The organism is Kitasatospora sp. SolWspMP-SS2h (assembly GCF_003259315.1).
Classification (GTDB): domain Bacteria; phylum Actinomycetota; class Actinomycetes; order Streptomycetales; family Streptomycetaceae; genus Kitasatospora; species Kitasatospora fiedleri.
This window is the reverse complement of the sequence record NZ_QLLT01000028.1, coordinates 58,620-76,364: the sequence shown is the minus strand read 5'-3', so window position 1 is coordinate 76,364 and position 17,745 is coordinate 58,620. Positions and strand designations below refer to the sequence as shown.

Here is a 17,745-nt window from a genome sequence, read left to right as displayed (position 1 = left end):
GGACGATCGTGGAGTCGACCGACACCAGCCAGTCGATGTCCCCGGCCGCGTCCTTCTCCGCCTGGACCTGCCGGAGCATCCGGGAGAACGTGCCGTCCAGCGCCCACCGGCGGAAACGCGTGTACAGGGTCTGCCAGGAACCGTAGCGCTCGGGAACGTCCCGCCAGGCCGAACCGGTCCGCAGCTTCCACACGATCCCGTTCAGCACCACCCGGTCGTCCGACCGGGGGCGCCCCGCAATGCCCGAACCCGGCAGGAACCGCGAGAGCGCGGCCCACTCGGCATCCGACAACTCATGACGACGTATCACGCCGCCATGATCCCACCCCTTGATCAACTTTGAAGACGGACCCTAGGACCGGGTCTCTGCCCGCACATGGGCCCCTCACGGCCGAACGCCGACCACGCGTTGGACTGGCAACCGCTTCTCGGTCACCACGACGTCCGCGATCAGCCCCCGAGGCAAGATGTGGTTCACCGTCTATTGGAGATCATTAACCGCCGAGGTGCTCTGCGACTTCCTCGACCGCCTGAATGGGAGTTCGACCGCCTCGTCTACCTCGCTGTCGACCGACACTCTGACCACCCCGGTCATATCACCCCGCACCTGCTGCCCGCATATGCGCCCGAGACGAACCCCGAGGAACTGGTCAACGCCGACCTGAAACGGGCCCTGCCGGCCGCTTCCCGCGCCCGCAATGCCGACCAGCTCGCCGACGAAGTCCGATGCCTCCTCCACCGCCGCCAAAAGTAGTCGCACATCGTCTGCGGCTACTTCCAGGGCCCGCACGTCCGCGATATGACCGCAGTGCCGGAAATTTAGCATTCCGGGTCGACACTAGGCGCCAATGCTGTCAGGTAGGCGAAACAAGCCTCCGCCAGTAGATGAGTACACGGCCGGGAGCAAGGAATTCTTTTTGGATGTTGTCACAGATTTTCCGCCGGGTCCGAAGTCGGCAAAGGCAGCATAGATGAGAGAAAGATATCTCTACGAACCAAGATTGAGCGTCTAGTCTGAAGCCATGCCGGGCACCACGTCAGCCGATTACTGGCTTCATGCGGAAGACCGGGCGAAGCGACGGAAATTTTCGTGATCATAAGAGCGGTCGTTGAGCACGATGCCTGGGATGCTCTCGTTTGCCATACACCGGGCGGGACGGCTTGGAGTGGCAGGATGAACCGTATGACGTCGTTGCAGTTGCCGCCGCCCAAGGTGAGAGCAGACTGAATGCCGCCAACTTTGGCGATCAAGTAACACTTGATCACGATCCTACGGCGATCGACCGGCGAGGATTCGACTGCGTTACCCCGTTTCCCCATGGGCACGCGGGAAGTATCCACACAAGCGCCCACGCAGTCGATTAGGCCAAACATCTTCAACCTGACCGTGAACATACGGTGCGGAATCTTAAGCGACCCCGCCTCCCATTCCAAACATTAGCGACCAAGCGATAACAGAACACGGAGCGAGGTTTCAAACATCAGCTTAAAATTTAAAATTTTATAAACGGGTCCAGGGCTCCGCCGGATCGCAACCCGGCGAAGCCCTGGGGAATATTCAAAACAATCTTAATGGGAAATTTCTAGCCGCTTGCCGGATCTAGTAAAAGTAGCTGCGTTCTACATCTCCACAATATGCCGGTCCAGCCCTAAAGAACCGGATCCCTGTCCGGATCCAGCACATTCACTGCCTTGGAGTCAAGAATTTCTTCGAATTCATCCAGGCTGCCATGCCTGATGAAATCAGCTTCACGTTTATGGATTGGGAGAAGCCACAGGAAGCGTGCGCTTCCAGCCTCCGGTGGAGACCATTCAAGCTTAGGCCCATAAGGATAGGGGAGGCTTACAAGAAGATGTTCCATGCGCGAGCCCGGCATCCATGGGCGACCAATACTAATGACCGACCCAACAGTCAATCTGTGAGCCTCGTAAGAATTGTAGTGGCTCACCATTGCCAAGGTCTCGGAATGGCATTCCAAAGCCACGGGAGACATGATGAAGAACTCGACTCCATTGGAGCTTTTATCGCCAATGGAAGAGCCAACTGTTACATACACCCAAGCCTCGCCTGCACGCTCAGGAAAGATTCGGTAGACCATGAATTTTGGAACTCGCTCATGGATCGGCCCAGCACCCCAAGGGGCTGGCTCTACGATATGACCATCCCAGAACTTCCGGACATGCCGCTCAAGAGCAGCAACGCACTCGTCTTCGCCGTTCATAGCCCCAGGTTTTTCTTGATCGCCTTGGACACCTTTGTCATTTCAGCCCCTTGTGACAACTGGCAGACTCGGCATGCGGCACCATTGATTCCATCATCCCTTGCATAAGCCCTCCGCTCCGCGTTTGTCATCTCTGACCCACCGCTGCGGTAATAGTGCAGAACCAGCGCGGGCTCATGCTCGGGAACAGGGGCATGCGGCGTCCCCTTCGCCATTGTAGTACCACAGACTGGGCACGGCTGCCCCTCAGCTGCTGCGCGAGCAGCCCGGCCACTCGGGCCATTAGTCTGAGAGCCGCCATAGTGCTTGGCCCGGTTGTACGGTTCGGTCGCCGTGACCGGGTTTTCAACATCGCTTACAACGCCGCTGGAATCTACTTCAAACCTGGCGCAGTTATGAACAAGAATCGGTACAGATCCTGCGAGCACATAGTACGTGTGCAGGCCAGCCACGGTGAGATTGTGCGCTGTGGTCGGCGGGGTGTTGTAGGTCCGGACAGCAGTGACGGTGACGAGCGTTCCGTCTGCGCTCCGAACCTGGTGCCCCACCTTCACGTCGAGGGCATCGACCCACGTACGGGAAGTTTGATCCCAGTAGGCGTGGTGCGCTGTGGAGGTAACAGCTGGGACTTCACCCTGGTCGGTGGCCTGAAGCGTGAGCTGGGTGAACTCAATGTCGTCGTAGCCGGTGATCGTGTCAGTGATGGGCTCGGGGCGAGTCTCACCGGTCTGGGGGTCAGTGGCCAGAACCACGTCACCCGTTTCCAACTGGTCGATCGGCTTGGTACTGCCGTCGGCGAGTTGGACGAGGGTTCCGGCGGGAAAACTATTGGCCTTGAGTGGGCATGAACCGCCACTGTCCGCCTGTGCGGCATCAGCCTCAGTGGCCTTTGCCGTATCCGCTTCGGCTTGCTTGGCAGCCTGTGCTTCAGCCTCAGCTACCTCCTTCTCGGTTTTACGGGCGGCAGTGAGCGCCTCCTCCGCACCCTGCGCCACGCGCTCCGCGCTGCGGATGGCGTCGTAGGCCTTCTCGCCCTCGCGCCACAGCTTGAACGCCTTGATGCCGACCTTGACGGCCTTGAAGACCTTGCTCCAGGGGACGAAGTTCAGGGCCGTGTTGATGCAGCCCATCACGTCGCCCTTGGTGAAGCAGTCGCGGGCGTCGTTGAAGCCGATCAGGTCGCCGACCACGTCGACGATCTTCTTGACCAGCTCCTCACGGGCCTGCTTCGCCTTGGCGAGCGCCGCGTCGGCGGCCTGCTTCTGGCGCATGGCTTCGTTGGACGCGTTCTTCGCTTCCTTGGAGGCCGCGCTGGTGGTGGTGGAGCCGTTGCCGCTGCTGCCGTTGCCCTGGTCGAGTCCGGTCTTGCCGGCGGCGAAGGCGTCCCAGCCGGCGGCCGACATGCAGCGGCCGGTGTCGTCGGGGATGCAGGTGCCGGACGGGTCGGCGTGGTCGACGGGGTTGTTGTTGGCGTAGGCGTAGCCGTTCCACGACTGCGGGTCCGAGCCGTTGAAGACCGGGTCGACGGACAGGAAGCGTCCGGTGGCCGGGTCGTACTGGCGGGCGCCGAGGTTGGTGAATCCGGTGCCTTCGATGGTGCCGCCGACGAAGCCCTTGTCGCCGGCCCAGACGCCGTTGCCGGGCTGGGTGCCGCGGGCGTTGCCGAAGGGGTCGGTGGGGCGTCGGGCGACGTTCAGGTTGGCGGCGTCCATCTGGACTCCGGCGGTGCCGTGCGGGTCGGACGCCTGGTAGTAGAGCGTCGTGGCGCCGGCGTCGTCGGCGGTGCGGGTGACGGTCAGGCCGCCGGGGGCCGCGTAGTAGCGGGTGGCGGTGGTCTTGCCGGTCACGGTGTCGAGGGTGAGCTCGTCCGTGCCCAGGTTGATGGTGGTCTTGCTGCCCACGCGCCGGATCAGCTGGCTGCCGTCCGCGTTGTAGACGTAGCTGGTGTCGTTGGCGGGTGCCGCGGTGTCGTGGACCTTGGCGAGCTTGCCCTGGTTGTTCCAGGTCAGCGTCTTGGTGCCGCCGGTGCTGGTGAGGGACGTGGTGTTGCCGGTCGCGTCGTAGGTCGACGTGGTGACCTTGCTGGTGCCGTTCGCGCTGGTCTTGGAGGTGAGCAGCGCGTGCGGTCCGCCGGTGCCGCCGCCCGTGGCCGGGTCGGTGGTGGGGGTGTTGGGGCCGGTCGCGAAGGTCTGGTCGGTCTGCTTGTCGTTGATGACCGCGCCGGTGGTGTCGTGCTGGACCAGCTTGGTGCGGTTGCCGGTCAGGTCGTAGGAGTAGGACTGCCAGTACGGGGCCGGGCCCCCGATCCGCGCGGACGCGGTGGGAGCTGTCGGCTCGGTGGCGTTGGTGCAGCCGCCGATGCCCTGCACGGAGGGCGCGGGGGCGGTGGTGGTGGTGCCTTTGTCGGTCCAGGCCGCGGAGAGCCGGCCGAGGTAGTCGTAGGTGAAGCACTGCAGGTCGGTGGCGGCACCGTCCTGCACGGTCTTCGCCGAGGTCATCGAACCCACCTTGTTGTAGGTGTAGTTCGTGAAGTCGACGTGAGTGGCGGCCGCCGTCTGCTTGTCCAGGGTGGACTGCACGACGTTGCCGGTGCCCGGGTCGTACTGCTGGGTGGAGACGACCTGCTTGCCGGAGGCGCCCACCGTGGTGCGGGTGGGACGGCCGAACGCGTCGTACTGCATGTCCTGGACGTAGTAGTCCAGGCCGCTGGAGGTCTGGAAGTTTCCGTCGACGTCGTAGGAGTTGCCGACGGTCTCGGCCGCCAGACCGCCCACCGCGGGCAGCGTGGTGCTCCTGACCAGCCCGAGGACCAGCGAGTAGGAGGTCGACCAGGTGTAGGTGTTGGCGAGCTTCGTCTCCTTGGTGACCGACGGGATCGTGACCGAGCCACCCGTCGGCCGGTAGCCGATGTCGTAACCGGTGACCGTGCTGACGTACGCGACCCTGCCGGGGGCATTGGGGTCGTCGGCGTAGGTGGTCGTGGTGGTGGGCTTGCCCAGGACCAGGGAGTCGTAGGTCGACTCCGTGAGCTTCTTGCTCGCGTCGGTGGTGCTGGTCCCGTCGTACGAGGCGACCTGGCGGCCGAGCAGGTCATACGTGGTGCTGATCGACTTGCCGCGCGCGTCGGTGGTGGTGACGGGGTGGCCGGCCTTGTCGTAGACCACGGTCGACGTGCCGGTGTCCGGGTCGGTCGAGCTGGTCTGCTGGCCGAGCAGGTCGTAGCTGTACGTCCAGCGGTGCGCCGGGGTGCTGCTGTCCTGGACCCAGGTCGGCTTGCCCGCGACGTCGTACCCGTAGGTGGTCGCGTCGTAGGCGCCCGTCGGGGTGCCGGCCTTGTACTGCCGGACCTCGACGGCCGCGCCGGTGGCGTCGGTGATCGTCGTGGTCGCGTAGCCGCCGGGGGGCGGGGTGGCGTCGGTGCGCTCGGCGCCCGGGTAGGAGGCCGTGCTGCGCCACTGCTCCTGGCCGTAGGAGATGAACTTGCCGGCGGTGATGCGGCCGAGGCCGTCGTACTCGTTCCAGGTCTGGGTCGGGACCTGCGAGTCCTGCGGCAGGAAGACCGTGGCGACCGGGCCGGATTCGGCGTTGTAGTAGGACGGGGTGGACTTGACCTGCCAGCCGTGCGAGTCGAAGAACGCCTCGGAGATGAGGCGGCCGACCTGGCCCTGCACCGGCATCGACTGCGACTGCCGGACGCGGCCGAGGCCGTCGTAGATCTGCAGGCTCTTGGCGTAGGTACGGTCCTCGCGGATGCTCTCGCTGGTGACGACCGACGGGGACGCCGAGCCGTTCAGCGCGTAGGTGAACTTCCGGTTGGGCGCGGTCTTCCGGGCGTCCGTGCTGGACGGGTCGCGGCCGGGCAGCCAGACCGCGGTGAGGCGGCCGAGCGCGTCGTAGGTCTCCAGCGTGGTGCGACCGTTCTCGTCGGTCGCCTTGGTGGGCAGGCCGCGGGCGGGGTCGAGGACGGTGGTGGACTTCCAGCCGAGCGGGTTGGTGACGTCCACCTGGGAGGGCAGTTCACCGGTGGCGGGGGTGTACTTCGTGGTGGTGGTCGCGCCGTTCTTGTGCGCGTCGTCGGTGCGGTTGGGGTCGGTGGTGGAGACCTGGCGGCCGTAGTCGTCGAACTGGGCCTTGGCCGTCACCCGGTAGTTGGGGGTGTTGTTCGTGCCGTAGGACTCCAGGACGCGGGTCTCGGTCTGGTCGGCCTTGTCGCCGATGGTGCCGAGGGCCTGGCCGTCGTAGATCGTCAGCGCGTCGGAGATGGTGTTGGCCTGGGACGGCGTCTGGTCGCAGCCGCCGGCCAGGGTGAGGATGCGGGAGGGTGACTCGACCAGCGCCGGGTTGCTGCCGGAGGCGTAGCTGACCGCGGTGCACTGGCGCTGCGGGTAGCCGCTGAGCGAGGTGTCGCCGAGGACGTCCGTGGTCAGGACGCGTCCGGCGTGGTCCTCGTCGTAGGTGGCCCTGCGCTCGGTGGTGCGCCACTTGCCGTCGGAGAGCAGCGAGCGGTTCTTGACGCTGGCCGTGTTGACGTAGCGGGCCGTCACCTTGGGCAGGTTGCCGGGCTGGGTGTGGGTCGCGGTGATCTTGGAGAGCCACGGGGTGGTGAGCTCGCCGCCGACGACCTTGGCGCCCGCCGCGTCCGACTCGTAGTTCTGGGTCTCCCGGACGAATCCGGCCAGTTCCTCGGCATCGGTGATCGACTCGCCCCAACTGTCGGTGACCTGGCCGCCCATGCCGCGCAGGTAGGTGCTGACCGACTTGGTGCGGGGGCCGTCCGAGCCGGAGCCCGTGGTGGTGGTGACGGTCTGGTAGCCGCGGAAGTTGTCGTAGGTGCGGGTGTCGTCGTCCGCGAACTCGGAGTCGTTGCGGTGCCAGGCCGCGCCGCCGCCGTAGGCGTACTGGGTCTCCTTGGCCACGGTGGAACTGGTGACCAGCGAGGACTCGACGATCGAGGAGACCAGGTACTTGTGGAACCAGTCGTCGATCGGCTTGGTGCCGGCCTGCGAGCCCGGGGGGACCCACTTCACCGGCATGCACGCCATGGTGTTCCCGGCCTCGGAGGCCGGCATGGTGCCCTTGGTGCGGGAGCACTCGACGGGCTTGTAGGTGACGGTGATCCGGCCACCGGTCTCGGTGGTGACCTCCTTCATCCGGGGGCGGTTGAACTGCGAGACCGCCGGGACGAGGCCGTCGACCCGGTTGGGCATCTGCGCGGCCGTGAAGGACACGGCGGGCAGCGTGGTGTCGGCCTGGCCGTTCTTGCCGGTGCGCTGGATGGAGCTCAGCCACAGGGTGGGCGAGGTGCCGTCACCCGGGTCGGAGAAGACCTGGTTGAGCGCCCAGGAGTCCACCACGCGGGCGGTGCCGCCGGCGTACACGGTGGTCTCGACCTTGGTCAGCCGCTTGGAGGTCCAGAACGACGGGCCGTAGTTGGTGCAGGTGCCGGACGAGGCGCAGGCCTGGTCGAGCGGGGTGTCCGGCCAGGAGGACTGGTTGGCCACCACGCGCTGGGCGTCGCTGCAGGTGATCGAGCCGGAGGCGAAGCAGCGCTCCGCGGTGGTGAAGTCGATCTTCGACGCGGGGTTGCCCGCGCCCTTGGACGCGATCTGGTCGGACAGCCGCAGGCCGTACTGGATCGACGAGACGTTGGAGTACCGGTCGTACGCGGTGCGGGTGCCGGTGCCGTTGTTCTGGCCGCCGCCGCGCGCGTAGTAGTTGGACTCCTTGGCGTACTGGTACTTGATCAGGTTGCCGTGGAGGTCGACGACGTAGTCGAGGTTCCACTGCCAGCCCATCTGGCACCAGGAGGCCGCACCCGTCGCGGACTTGTAGCACGGGTCCCCGGTGTGCGGGTGGTACACCGGCACGGTGTTGACCGAGTTGCTGGCCGCATCGGTGCCGTCGCCACCGGGCAGGTGGTTGGCACCGAAGTAGTACTGGGTGCCGTCGGTGGTGGTGACCTTGAAGCCCTCGCCGTTCCAGGCCCCGTTGTTCAGGCCGGTCAGCGGGGTGATCAGGGTGCCGTCGTCGCCCTGGAGGCGCAGCACGCCGGTGGTGTCGTCCTTGACCACGACGCCGGAGTGGCCGGCCAGGTTGAGCTGGAGCGACTGCCCCGCCCAGCACTCGTCGCCGGACATGGCGATGCCGGACTTATCACACGGCTTGTACGAGCGGGAGATCGAGCCGGCCGAGTAGTCCCAGCCGTCACCGATCCAGCCCGACTGCGAGTTGGTGGCCGCGGTGCGGCCGTCCACCGACGAGGAGTCGTAGCCCAGCATCACGCTGGGGGCGGACCCGCCGACCGCGGTCGGCATGTCGAAGGTGTACGAGTAGGTGAAGTTGCCGACGTTGGAACCGGCGCTCCAGGCCGCGGACGGGGCGATCGGCGTCGCCGCGAAGGAGCCCGAGGAACCGGACGAACCGGCCTGGGCGGCCAGCACCATCGCGCCCGAGGACCCGGCGGCGGTCTGCTGGACGAACCCGGCCTGGACGACGGCGCCGGTGGAGCCGCTGTCGAGGGCGGCGTGGGTGGCGGTGCCCGCGGCGGGCGCCTCGGGCAGTTGCACGTCGGCGGTCAGCAGGCCCGACACCGGGTCGAGGGTGGACTGCACGGGAGTGCTGGTGCGGCACTCCGACTTGTCCGGTGTGGTGAGCGCGCACTCGGGCAGCAGCACCAGCCGGGCCCGGTCGGACCACATCGCGTTGCCGGTCAGCGCCTTGACGTCCAAGGCGACCTGGAACCTGTGGCCGCCCTCGGCGGAGCCGCCCGCCCCTTCGAGCCGGACCACCGGGCCGGCCGAGCCGGCCGCCTTGGCCTTCCCCTCGTCCAGCAGGTCGACCTTGACCGACGGCGTGTCGACGGACCCGCCCTTCGCGGTGCCGAGGTCGGTCAGGAACACCGGCAGGTCGCCGGCCCTGACCTTGGCCTTGCCGCCGGACGACGGGGCGGCCCCGCCGCTGAGCCGGCGCGCCGACTCCTGTTCCTGCGACACGTCGGTGACCTGGACGGTCGCGGTGCCGGCCTTCGCCGGAGCCGCGGTGGACTGCTTCCACTGCCTCGGGACCCCGCCGGTGGCGGCGGTTCCGGTGGTGCCGTCGGAGCGTCCGGCCACCGAGTCCGCCTCTTGCAGCGGCGTGGTGGGCGGTACCCAGATCTTCGGCGGTTTCTCGGCGAACGCCGGCGGCGCGCCGAGCAGTGACCCTGTCACGGCCATGAGCGTCAGCATCCCCAGCGCCCTGGACCGGCCTCTCAGCCGGCCGCGGCGCGGGGTGCGTTCACGCTGTGCCCCCATATGAATCTCCCCAGATGATGCGGGACCACGCACAAAAGACGCCCCGTCAGGAAACAGGACGCCACGAAAACATGTGCGATGGTCGACATTGAAACTAGAGATTCACAGAGGTCCAACACCAGCCCCCAACAGGCAACTTAACTACTTCGTTATCGAATGGATTGGCCGGGTGGGAACTTTTCACCAGTACCCCTTCACACCATTCTCAAGGTGTGCCTGAAACCGCCCTGGTGGAATTCCGCCGGCCAATTGCCGAACGGATTTCCGGGGCGGTGGGCCCGGCCGGGGGCGCTGGCGGCGTCCCCGGCCGGGCCGTTCCGGCCGGTCGGTCGGTCAGGCGATGGCCGCCCCCACGCCCCAGCGCTGCGGGTAGGTCCGGTTGCAGTCCCAGATCTGCAGCTGCGTCCCGTTGGCGACGGTGCCGTTCGGGATGTCCAGGCAGCGGCCGGACATCGGGTTGTAGAGCGAGCCGTCGGCGCGGTAGAGCCACTGCTGGGCGGGGTTGCCGTCGCAGGTCCAGAGCTGGATCTTGGTGCCGTTGCCGGTGGCGGCGCCGGTCACGTCGAGGCAGCGGCTGAGCAGCTTGACGGTGCCGTTCGGCTGCATGGTGGCCTGCTGGGCGGTGCTGGGGTTGCAGTCCCAGACCTGGATCGCGGTGCCGTTGGCGTCCACGCTGCCGTTGGCGTCCAGGCACTTGTTGGTACCGACGGCGGTCGGCAGGTCAGCCATGATCCGGCTGGTGGCGGTGCTGGGATCGGTCGGCACGTCGAACAGCTCGACGTCGCTGACATTGCCGCTGAACGCGGTCGCGGACGTGGACGCGCCGGCGTGCTGGTAGCTGCCGATCATCAGCGGCGCGCTGTAGCCGAACTTGTCCCTGTGGTAGGCGCTTCCGGCGAGCACGCCGTTGACGTACAGCGACATTCCGCCCGTGGCGGCGTTGTAACTGGCCGTCAGGTGGTCCCATCGGCCCGCCTGGTAGGCGGCGGCGCTGGTGCCGGCCTCGGACGTCTGGTGGTAGTTCCAGCCGGTGTTGTCGGCGGTGGCCATGCCGAAGTGCCAGGTGCCGTCGCTGTCCGGCCAGAGGATGAACCCGCTGGAGGAGGAGCCCTTGGTGGACAGGACCGAGCCGGACGCGCCGGCGGGCTTGGCCCAGACGCTGATGGTGAAGGACTTCGTGGTGTCGACCTTGATCCGGTCGTTCTGGCTCGTCCCGTAGGCGATCAGCGAGTCGGCGCCGGCGGTGCCGCCTGCGAAGTGCGCGACGGTGGTGCTCTTGCCGTTGACCGTGTCGGCCGGGAAGGTGACCGCGCTGCCGGCCGTCATCGGGTTCTTGCCGTAGACGTCGGTGACGACGGAGCTGCCGGGGTCGGTGAGCTTGAGCCGGCCGACCGTGCGGCGGCTGTCGCCCTGGTCGTACGGGGTGGCGGCGAAGCCGGTCACCGTGGTGGTGCCCGTGCCGGGCCACACCTTGAGGTGGTTGGCGGTGTCGAGCGCCCAGAGGTCGGGCAGGCCGTCCTTGGTGGCGTCGCCGCTGGAGCCGAGCTGCGGATAGGCGGCGACGGTGAACTTCTGGGTGCCGAGCGTCCGGGCCTTGCTGGTCGGGTCGACCAGGTTGCCGAAGTTCAGGCGTCCGTTGGCGTCGAGCGTGATGTCGTAGGCCCGGATGGTGCCGTCCTTCTTGTCCCGGGTCCACAGGGTGGGCTGGGCGGTGCCGGAGGCCGCGCCGGGGTTGATCAGCTCGTAGCCGTCCCAGTTCGCGGCCGAGACCTTGACGATCGGCGCCCCCACGTCGTTGGTGCTGAGGGTTCGGTAGAGCCAGAGGTTGCCGTTCTCCACGGTGAGCAGCGCGGTCTGGTCCTGGGGGATCTTGGTCTCCCCGGTGCTGGCGGGAGCCTTGGTGCGGCCGAGCGCGACCACCTGGGTCAACTTGCTCCAGTCGTAGGTCCAGTCCGGGGGCTCCGTCTCGGAGGTGCCGCCGGTCGGGCCGACGAATTTCGGGTAGTCCGGCTTGTTGAGGAGCACCGGGGCCTTGAAGGTGCCGTCCCCGTTGTTCTGGTACAGGTAGAGGTTGCTCGCGAGCGAGGTGCCGCCGGAGACGGCGTTGGTCCACACGACGGTGTCGTCCACGGGGGTGGGCGGCTGGCGCAGGGCCCCGAGGTGGGTGGTCCGGACGGTCAGGCCGGTGGTCGGGTTGCTCTTCCAGGAGGTGCCGCCGGGGGCGAGGCCGACCGGGGCGCCCTGGATCGCGGTCATGTCACTGTCCAGGCCGACCACCCGCAGGTTGCCGAGGTCGTCCGGGACCAGGGCGTCGCCGCGGCCGTCGCCGTCCAGGTCACCGGGGGCGCCGGCGGCGGTGCTGGCGTCCCAGGGGGCGTAGAAGGTGTACGGCAGTGGCTGGCTGTAGTTGCCCGCCACGTCCATCGCCTGCACGTACAGGGTGTTGGTGCCCCAGCGGGGCGGCGCGAAGGTGATCGGACCGGAGGAGCCCTTGACCACGCCGTCCTTGTTCTTGGTGCCCGTGGCGTTGCAGGACCAGCCGGTGACGGCGGTCGGGTCGGTGCTCCAACGGATGCAGGCCACGCCGGAGGCGTTCAGGCCGGCCGCGGGGGCCGGGTCCTGGGCGCTGAGGGTGAGGGTGCCGTCCTGGCCGGCCTTCTTCTTGGGGACGGCGCCGATGGTGCCGCTGGCCGGGAAGTCGTCGGAGGCGATGCTCACCCGCGGCGGGGTCCGGTCGACCCGGAGGTAGCACGCGGGGGTGGTGCCCGAGGACAGTTGGCCGTCGGTGACGGCAGCCGCCCAACCGTACTGGTGACCGTCGGTCAGCCGGTCGACGGAGACGGTGGCGTTGCCGTAGCTGCCGGCTCCGCCGCTGCTGGGGTAGGCGTGCCAACTGCTGTCGTTGTCGTCCCAGATGTGGAAGTTGACCGTGGTGCCGGCGCCGATCGGCGACCAGGCACTGGCGTTCAGGTAGACGTACTGGTTGGCGCCGACCCAGCCGGGCGCGTACCACGCGTAGCCGCCGCCGGGGGTCTGGCAGTCGTTGACCTGGGTGCCGAGGAGCGGGTCGTTGGTGAAGCCGGGCGTCGGGGAGGTGCGCGGGTACCAGATCGTCGGCGTGATGTCGTAGTACGTGACGATGTGCGCGTTGGAACCCAGGTGGTGGCGCAGCAGCTTGTCGTTCTCGTTCTCGGCCGAGATGCCGATCGTCCAGTTGGGGATCTTCTCGTTGACGATCTTCTGCATCCACCAGGTGACGTCCCAGGCGATCTGGCCGCTGCCGGTGCCGGTGATGTCGGCGTTGGCGGCCCAGGTGCAGCCGGTCATCTTGCCGTTGGTGCCGCAGGGCTGGTTGTTCCAGGTGGTGGTGCCCTGGAAGGCCGGCGCGCTGTAGACGTTCAGCGTCGACTTGGTGCCCGGGGACGAGGCGTCGACGACGTTGGTGAACAGGGTGGCCCGGTTGACGGTCGCGGTGCCGTGGCCGCCGCCCTCGAACAGCCCGTCGGGGCTGGGGATCTGGTAGTACGCGCGGTAGCGGCCGTAGCCGCTGCAGTCCGAGTAGCCGCAGTAGCCGACGCCCAGCGCGCTGAGGGTGTTGACGTTGGCGGTGTCGGGGTGGTTCTCCTGGACCTGCGCGTTGACCGTGGCGCCCTTGTCGACGCTGGTCTCGGGGTCGAGGTACCAGGGGCCGGCGCCCTGGCCGAAGGTGGCCGGGTCCGGGGTGAGCACCAGTTCGGTGTCGCTGGCGACGATTGCGATGGTGGAGACCACCGCACCGGTACCGGGCCGCTCTGCGGTCGAGGTGCCGGCCGGGGCCTGGTCCTCGACGGCGGGCGCGGTAAACAGTGACCTCGCCTGGGCCCGACCCGACTTGACCAGCGGGGCCGGGTCGGGCGGAGTGCTGGAGTCCCACTGGAACGGGGTCGGTGCGTGGAAACGCACCTTGCCCTGGGCGTCCTTGAACGAGACGTTGCCCGCGGCGTCCGTGTCGGCCTTCACGCCGTCGGTCTCCAGCGGGAAGTGCAGGGTCTTCAGCTTCGGGTCTGCGGCGGCCTGAGCGGTCTTGACCACGATCACGTCACGCCAGCCGCCGTCCGGGCGGGCCGTCACCCGGAGATCGACGTCGGGGAGCACGGAGGCGTAGGTGGCGGTCGCCCCGTTCAGGGTCGGCTTCGGCAGCGGGAACGGCGCGCCGATCGACATCGAGGTGCCGTCGGCGGTGGTGATCTTCGCCAGCGGACCGTCACCGCCGCCGGAGAGCACCAGGTCGGAGCCGGTCAGGGCCGGGGTGACGGTGCCGTCCGCGTTGCCGCGCAGGGTCGGGTCGAGGGTCCGCCAGGCACCGTCGCGCTTGGTCCGGACGTCCTGGGCGTTGGTGTCCGAGTACAGCGACCGCCCGTCGGTGTCGGCGAAGACCTCGGTGGTCTCGTTCGTCATCGAGTCGATCCGGACGGGCTTCCCGGTCTCCACGGCCTTCCGGAGGGCCGACCGGATCTCCTCGGTCTGCGCGGACTCGGCCGGCTGGGCGCTCTCCGCGGTGACGGAGGGCGTCGGCACGGGTGCCGGGTCCGCGGCCCAGGCGGCCGGGGAGGAGAGGGCGGTGAGCACGAGCGCCGTGGCCGCGGCCACCGTCGCCCGGCCGAGCACGCCTCCCCCGTCGGACCGAGTGCACCGTCGACGGCGTCTCGGTGAGGTCGTATCGGACATGGCGCGCACGGTCTCCCTCCCAGCAGCCCACCCCCGATGGGAAGGCATTCGGACGGGAACAATGCAGCCTTCATGAAGAAATGGTCAAGCCCTCGCATCGAGATGCCCGATATTGTCCCGAATGATCATCAAGAAATTCTTAGAATCAGGGATCGTCGATCACATTGACGCGCCCATAGCAAGCCTACAAGCTGCACAGATGCCAAATTCGTCAACAAACCACAGTCAAATCAAGAGAATCCCAACCCTGGAAGGAAGCAGACGCACCATCAGGTTATGACGAACATTCACATCCAGCCCCCAGGAACGCCGCTGATCAACTGAAGGGGCGTCAAGCCGATTCGTGGCCGAGGTTCTCCACGACGGTCATCCGGGTTGGGTCGGAGGGGGCGCGCAGCACGTCCAGTAGGTCGATGCCGCCGGCACGGCTACGAGGCGGTGCACGTCCGGGGCGCGGGCCTCGCCGAGGAGGTGCGGGCGGCGAACGGCGGGCGCGGCGTCGACCTCGTCCTCGATCCGCTGGGGGCCGCCGCGCTCGACCTCGACCTCGATCTGCTGGCGCCGGGCGGCCGGATCGTCCTGTTCGGCAACGCGAGCGGGGCGGGCCCCGCGCCGCTGCCGCCGCTCACCCGGCTGCTGGGGGCCAACGCCACGCTCACCGGTTTCAGCCACGGCGGGCTGCTCGTCCAGGCTCCCGCGAAGGTCGCCGCCGCCGTCCGCCGCGCCCTCGACCTGCTGGCCACCGGGGCGCTCGCCACCCCGGTGACGGTCCTCCCGGACCTCGTCGACGTCCCCGCCGCCCACGACCTGCTGGCCGCCGGGCGCGGCGAGGGCAAGTACGTCGTCGCGCTGAATCCTTGAGTCGAACCCCGGAAGATCCGGGCCTCCGCGCTCAGGTCGCCGCGATCACCGTGACCAGCGCGACCAGGCCCGCCAGGGTCGGGGCGATGACCCACCAGCACCAGGTGGCCCGCAGTTCGCCGGCCGCCGAGGGCTTGGGGGCGTTGCGCTCGGCCTGCTCCTGGAGGGCGGTGACCACGGCGTCGGACCAGGCGCGGGTGGGGTCGAGCTGGTCCGGGCGGGCGGTCTTGCCGACGGGCCGGGCCGGGAGGTGCGGGTCGCCCGCGGCGGCGGCGCGGCCGGCCCGGCGGGTGGCCTTCTTGCGCTGGCGGATCGAGACCGGGATCGCCCAGACCTGGAACTTGCGTCCGGCGGCGAAGAGTTCGACCGAGTAGCCGGCCTTGAGCCCCTCGACCGTGGCCCAGGGCGCGACGATCGTGCGCAGCGGGTTGCGGACGAGCAGCCGACGGTCGTTGGCGCGCACCACCGGCCGCAGGGTGTAGGCGATCACCGGGAAGGCGAAGACGGGCGCGGCGGCGAGGGCGACCCACGGGGTCGCGCCGGTGCCGGACACCACGGCGTCGACGATCAGCCAGGCGGCGACGGCGAGCATCATGACGCCCGCGATGACGCTGGGGACGGAGCGGTACACGCGGTCGGCGTACACGGGCTCGTCGGCGGCGGAACCCTGGTGGGGTGTCCGGTCGGATTCGGTCATGCCGTCGATTCTGCCCCAGGCCCACGGCCGCCCCCAATGGCGACCCGGGCACGGGACGGTCACGAATGACCGCCCCGCGAAAGCCCCGCGGAAGCCTCTCGAAAGCCCCGCGCGAGCCCCGCCACGGCCCTGCGGCGACCCCGCGAAAGCCCCGCCGAGCCCCGCCGGGCCCGTCCGGCCCCGCCGCCGCCCGGGTCAGCCGGTGCGCCGCCGCAGGGTGGCGGCGGCGAGGCCGAGCGCGAGCAGCGCGCTGCCGGCCACCACGGCGAGGTCGGCCAGGACGCGCCCGCTCACGCCGCCGTGCGCCGCCGTGCGGCCCATCGCGTCGACGGCGTAGGAGAGCGGCAGCACGTCGGAGACCCAGCGCAGCACGGGCGCCATCCGGGCGCGGGGCACGAACAGCCCGCAGAGCAGGAGCTGGGGCAGCAGGACGGCGGGCAGGAACTGGACGGCCTGGAACTCGGTGGCGGCGAACGCGGAGACCAGCAGGCCGAGCGCCGTGCCGAGCAGCCCGTCCGCGACCGCGACGGCGAACAGCGTCCAGGTCGGCCCGGCGACGTGGAGGCCGAGCACGCCGAGGGTGAGGGCGGAGGCGAGCGCGGCCTGGACCAGGGCGACGGCGCCGAAGGCGAGCGCGTAGCCGAGCAGCAGGTCGGGCTTGCCGAGCGGCATGGTGAGCAGGCGTTCCAGGGTGCCGCCGGTGCGTTCGCGGAGCATCGCCACCGAGGTGACCAGGAACATCACCAGCAGCGGGAAGACGCCGAGCAGCTCGGGGCCGATCCGGTCGAAGGTGCCGGGCTGCCCGTCGTACATGTACCTGAGCAGGACGAGCAGCAGGCAGGGCACCAGCAGCAGCATGGCCGCGGTGCGCGGGTCGTGCCGCAGTTGGGCCAGCACGCGGCCGGCGGTGGCGAGGGTGCGGCGGGCGGCGTGGTTCACCGGGGGTCCTCCGGTCCGGTCCGGACGAGGGTGAGGAAGGCGTTCTCGACGTCGGCCGCGCCGGTGGCGGCGAGCAGCGCGGCGGGGGTGTCGTGGGCGAGCAGGCGGCCCTCGCGCATCAGCAGCAGGCGGTCGCAGCGGGTGGCCTCGTCCATGACGTGGCTGGAGACCAGCAGGGTGGCGCCGTCCACGGCGAGGCCCCGGAACAGTTCCCACAGCTCCTGCCGCAGGACGGGGTCGAGGCCGACGGTGGGCTCGTCCAGGACCAGCAGTTCGGGGCGGCCGAGCAGCGCGGCGGCGAGCGAGACCCGGGCGCGCTGGCCGCCGGAGAGCCGGGCGGCGGGGGTGCGGCGGTGGGCGTCCAGGCCGACCAGGGCGATCACCCGGGCCGGGTCGCCGGGCGGGGCGCCGAGGACGGCGGCGAAGTAGTCGAGGTTCTCCCCGACCGTCAGGTCGCCGTACACGGACGGGGCCTGGGTGACGTACCCGACCCGGTCCCGCAGCGCGGCGGACCCGGCCGGGCGGCCGAGCACCGTGACCGTCCCGGCCGCGGTGCGCTGCACGCCGACGACGCTGCGCAGCAGGGTGGTCTTCCCGCAGCCGCTGGGCCCGAGCAGCCCGGTGACGCTGCCGCGGGCGACCTCCAGGTCCAGCCCCGGCAGCACGGTGGCCGCGCCGCGGCGCACCACCAGTCCCTCGACCCTGATCGCGGGGCCGTCGACCGGCCCCGCCGGAGAATTCATCATGTGATGAGTTTCCTGTCGCGCACCAGCCCCGTCAAGCCCCCGGCAAGCCCGCGTCGAGCCCTTCGCCGAGCCCCCCGCCGAGCCCCCGCCGAGCCCCTCGCCGAGCCGCCGCGGAGGCCCCCGCCCACCGCCCCCGCCCGGCATCCGGCGAACGGCCGCTTCCCGCCCCCGCCCGCCGCGACGGCGCCCGGGACGAACCACGCGCTCCCCCCTTGACAGCCCGCCGATAAGCGGCACGGCCGGGACACCCCGGTTCGGTACGATTGCGTCGGCCGGACGGC

The 17,745-nt window shown here is 69.1% G+C and carries 9 protein-coding genes; 1 reads left to right on the top strand and 8 read right to left on the bottom strand.

Translation table 11 applies throughout. The features are described 5' to 3' along the window. From K353_RS37305 to K353_RS28155, 5 genes are all read right to left on the bottom strand, one after another. The coding region (locus tag K353_RS37305) for a transposase (protein ID WP_158585499.1) at positions 1 to 310 on the bottom strand (310 nt) is incomplete at its 3' end. A 171-nt stretch (positions 311 to 481) separates the two neighbouring features. Further along, positions 482 to 739, bottom strand: a complete 258-nt coding sequence (locus K353_RS28170; protein WP_146616587.1) for a hypothetical protein — start codon at positions 737 to 739, stop codon at positions 482 to 484. Positions 740 to 1,649: 910 nt separating this feature from the next. Beyond that, on the bottom strand, positions 1,650 to 2,222 hold the full coding sequence (locus tag K353_RS28165) for a suppressor of fused domain protein (RefSeq protein ID WP_111556323.1): 573 nt from the start codon (positions 2,220 to 2,222) through the stop codon (positions 1,650 to 1,652). Further along, positions 2,219 to 9,436, bottom strand: coding sequence for an RHS repeat-associated core domain-containing protein (locus K353_RS28160; protein ID WP_233533875.1), 7,218 nt, complete (start codon positions 9,434 to 9,436; stop codon positions 2,219 to 2,221). Before K353_RS28160 ends, K353_RS28165 begins: the two co-directional genes overlap by 4 nt. 411 nt (positions 9,437 to 9,847) lie before the next feature. Further along, entirely contained in the window at positions 9,848 to 14,161 is a 4,314-nt protein-coding gene (locus tag K353_RS28155) for a ricin-type beta-trefoil lectin domain protein (RefSeq protein ID WP_111556322.1), read from the bottom strand. Positions 14,162 to 14,596: 435 nt separating this feature from the next. On the opposite strand from K353_RS28155, the gene K353_RS28150 reads away from it, so the two are divergent. Beyond that, positions 14,597 to 15,082, top strand: a complete 486-nt coding sequence (locus tag K353_RS28150; RefSeq protein ID WP_255410775.1) for a zinc-binding dehydrogenase — start codon at positions 14,597 to 14,599, stop codon at positions 15,080 to 15,082. A gap of 31 nt (positions 15,083 to 15,113) precedes the next feature. Here K353_RS28150 and K353_RS28145 read toward each other — a convergent pair whose 3' ends face one another. The 3 genes from K353_RS28145 to K353_RS28135 form a co-directional block, all read right to left on the bottom strand. Next, on the bottom strand, positions 15,114 to 15,779 hold the full coding sequence (locus K353_RS28145; RefSeq protein ID WP_111556321.1) for a PH domain-containing protein: 666 nt from the start codon (positions 15,777 to 15,779) through the stop codon (positions 15,114 to 15,116). A gap of 195 nt (positions 15,780 to 15,974) precedes the next feature. Continuing rightward, positions 15,975 to 16,718, bottom strand: a complete 744-nt coding sequence (locus tag K353_RS28140) for an ABC transporter permease (RefSeq protein ID WP_111556320.1) — start codon at positions 16,716 to 16,718, stop codon at positions 15,975 to 15,977. Continuing rightward, on the bottom strand, positions 16,715 to 17,464 hold the full coding sequence (locus tag K353_RS28135; protein WP_111556319.1) for an ABC transporter ATP-binding protein: 750 nt from the start codon (positions 17,462 to 17,464) through the stop codon (positions 16,715 to 16,717). Before K353_RS28135 ends, K353_RS28140 begins: the two co-directional genes overlap by 4 nt. Positions 17,465 to 17,745: the final 281 nt, after the last annotated feature.

What these genes read in the sequence shown, in the direction of transcription:
- K353_RS28165 (WP_111556323.1), bottom strand. Translation starts at nt 2,222, where the DNA reads ATGAACGGCGAAGACGAGTGCGTTGCTGCTCTTGAGCGGCATGTCCGG.
- K353_RS28160 (WP_233533875.1), bottom strand. Translation starts at nt 9,436, where the DNA reads ATGGCCGTGACAGGGTCACTGCTCGGCGCGCCGCCGGCGTTCGCCGAG.
- K353_RS28145 (WP_111556321.1), bottom strand. Translation starts at nt 15,779, where the DNA reads ATGACCGAATCCGACCGGACACCCCACCAGGGTTCCGCCGCCGACGAG.
- K353_RS28135 (WP_111556319.1), bottom strand. Translation starts at nt 17,464, where the DNA reads ATGATGAATTCTCCGGCGGGGCCGGTCGACGGCCCCGCGATCAGGGTC.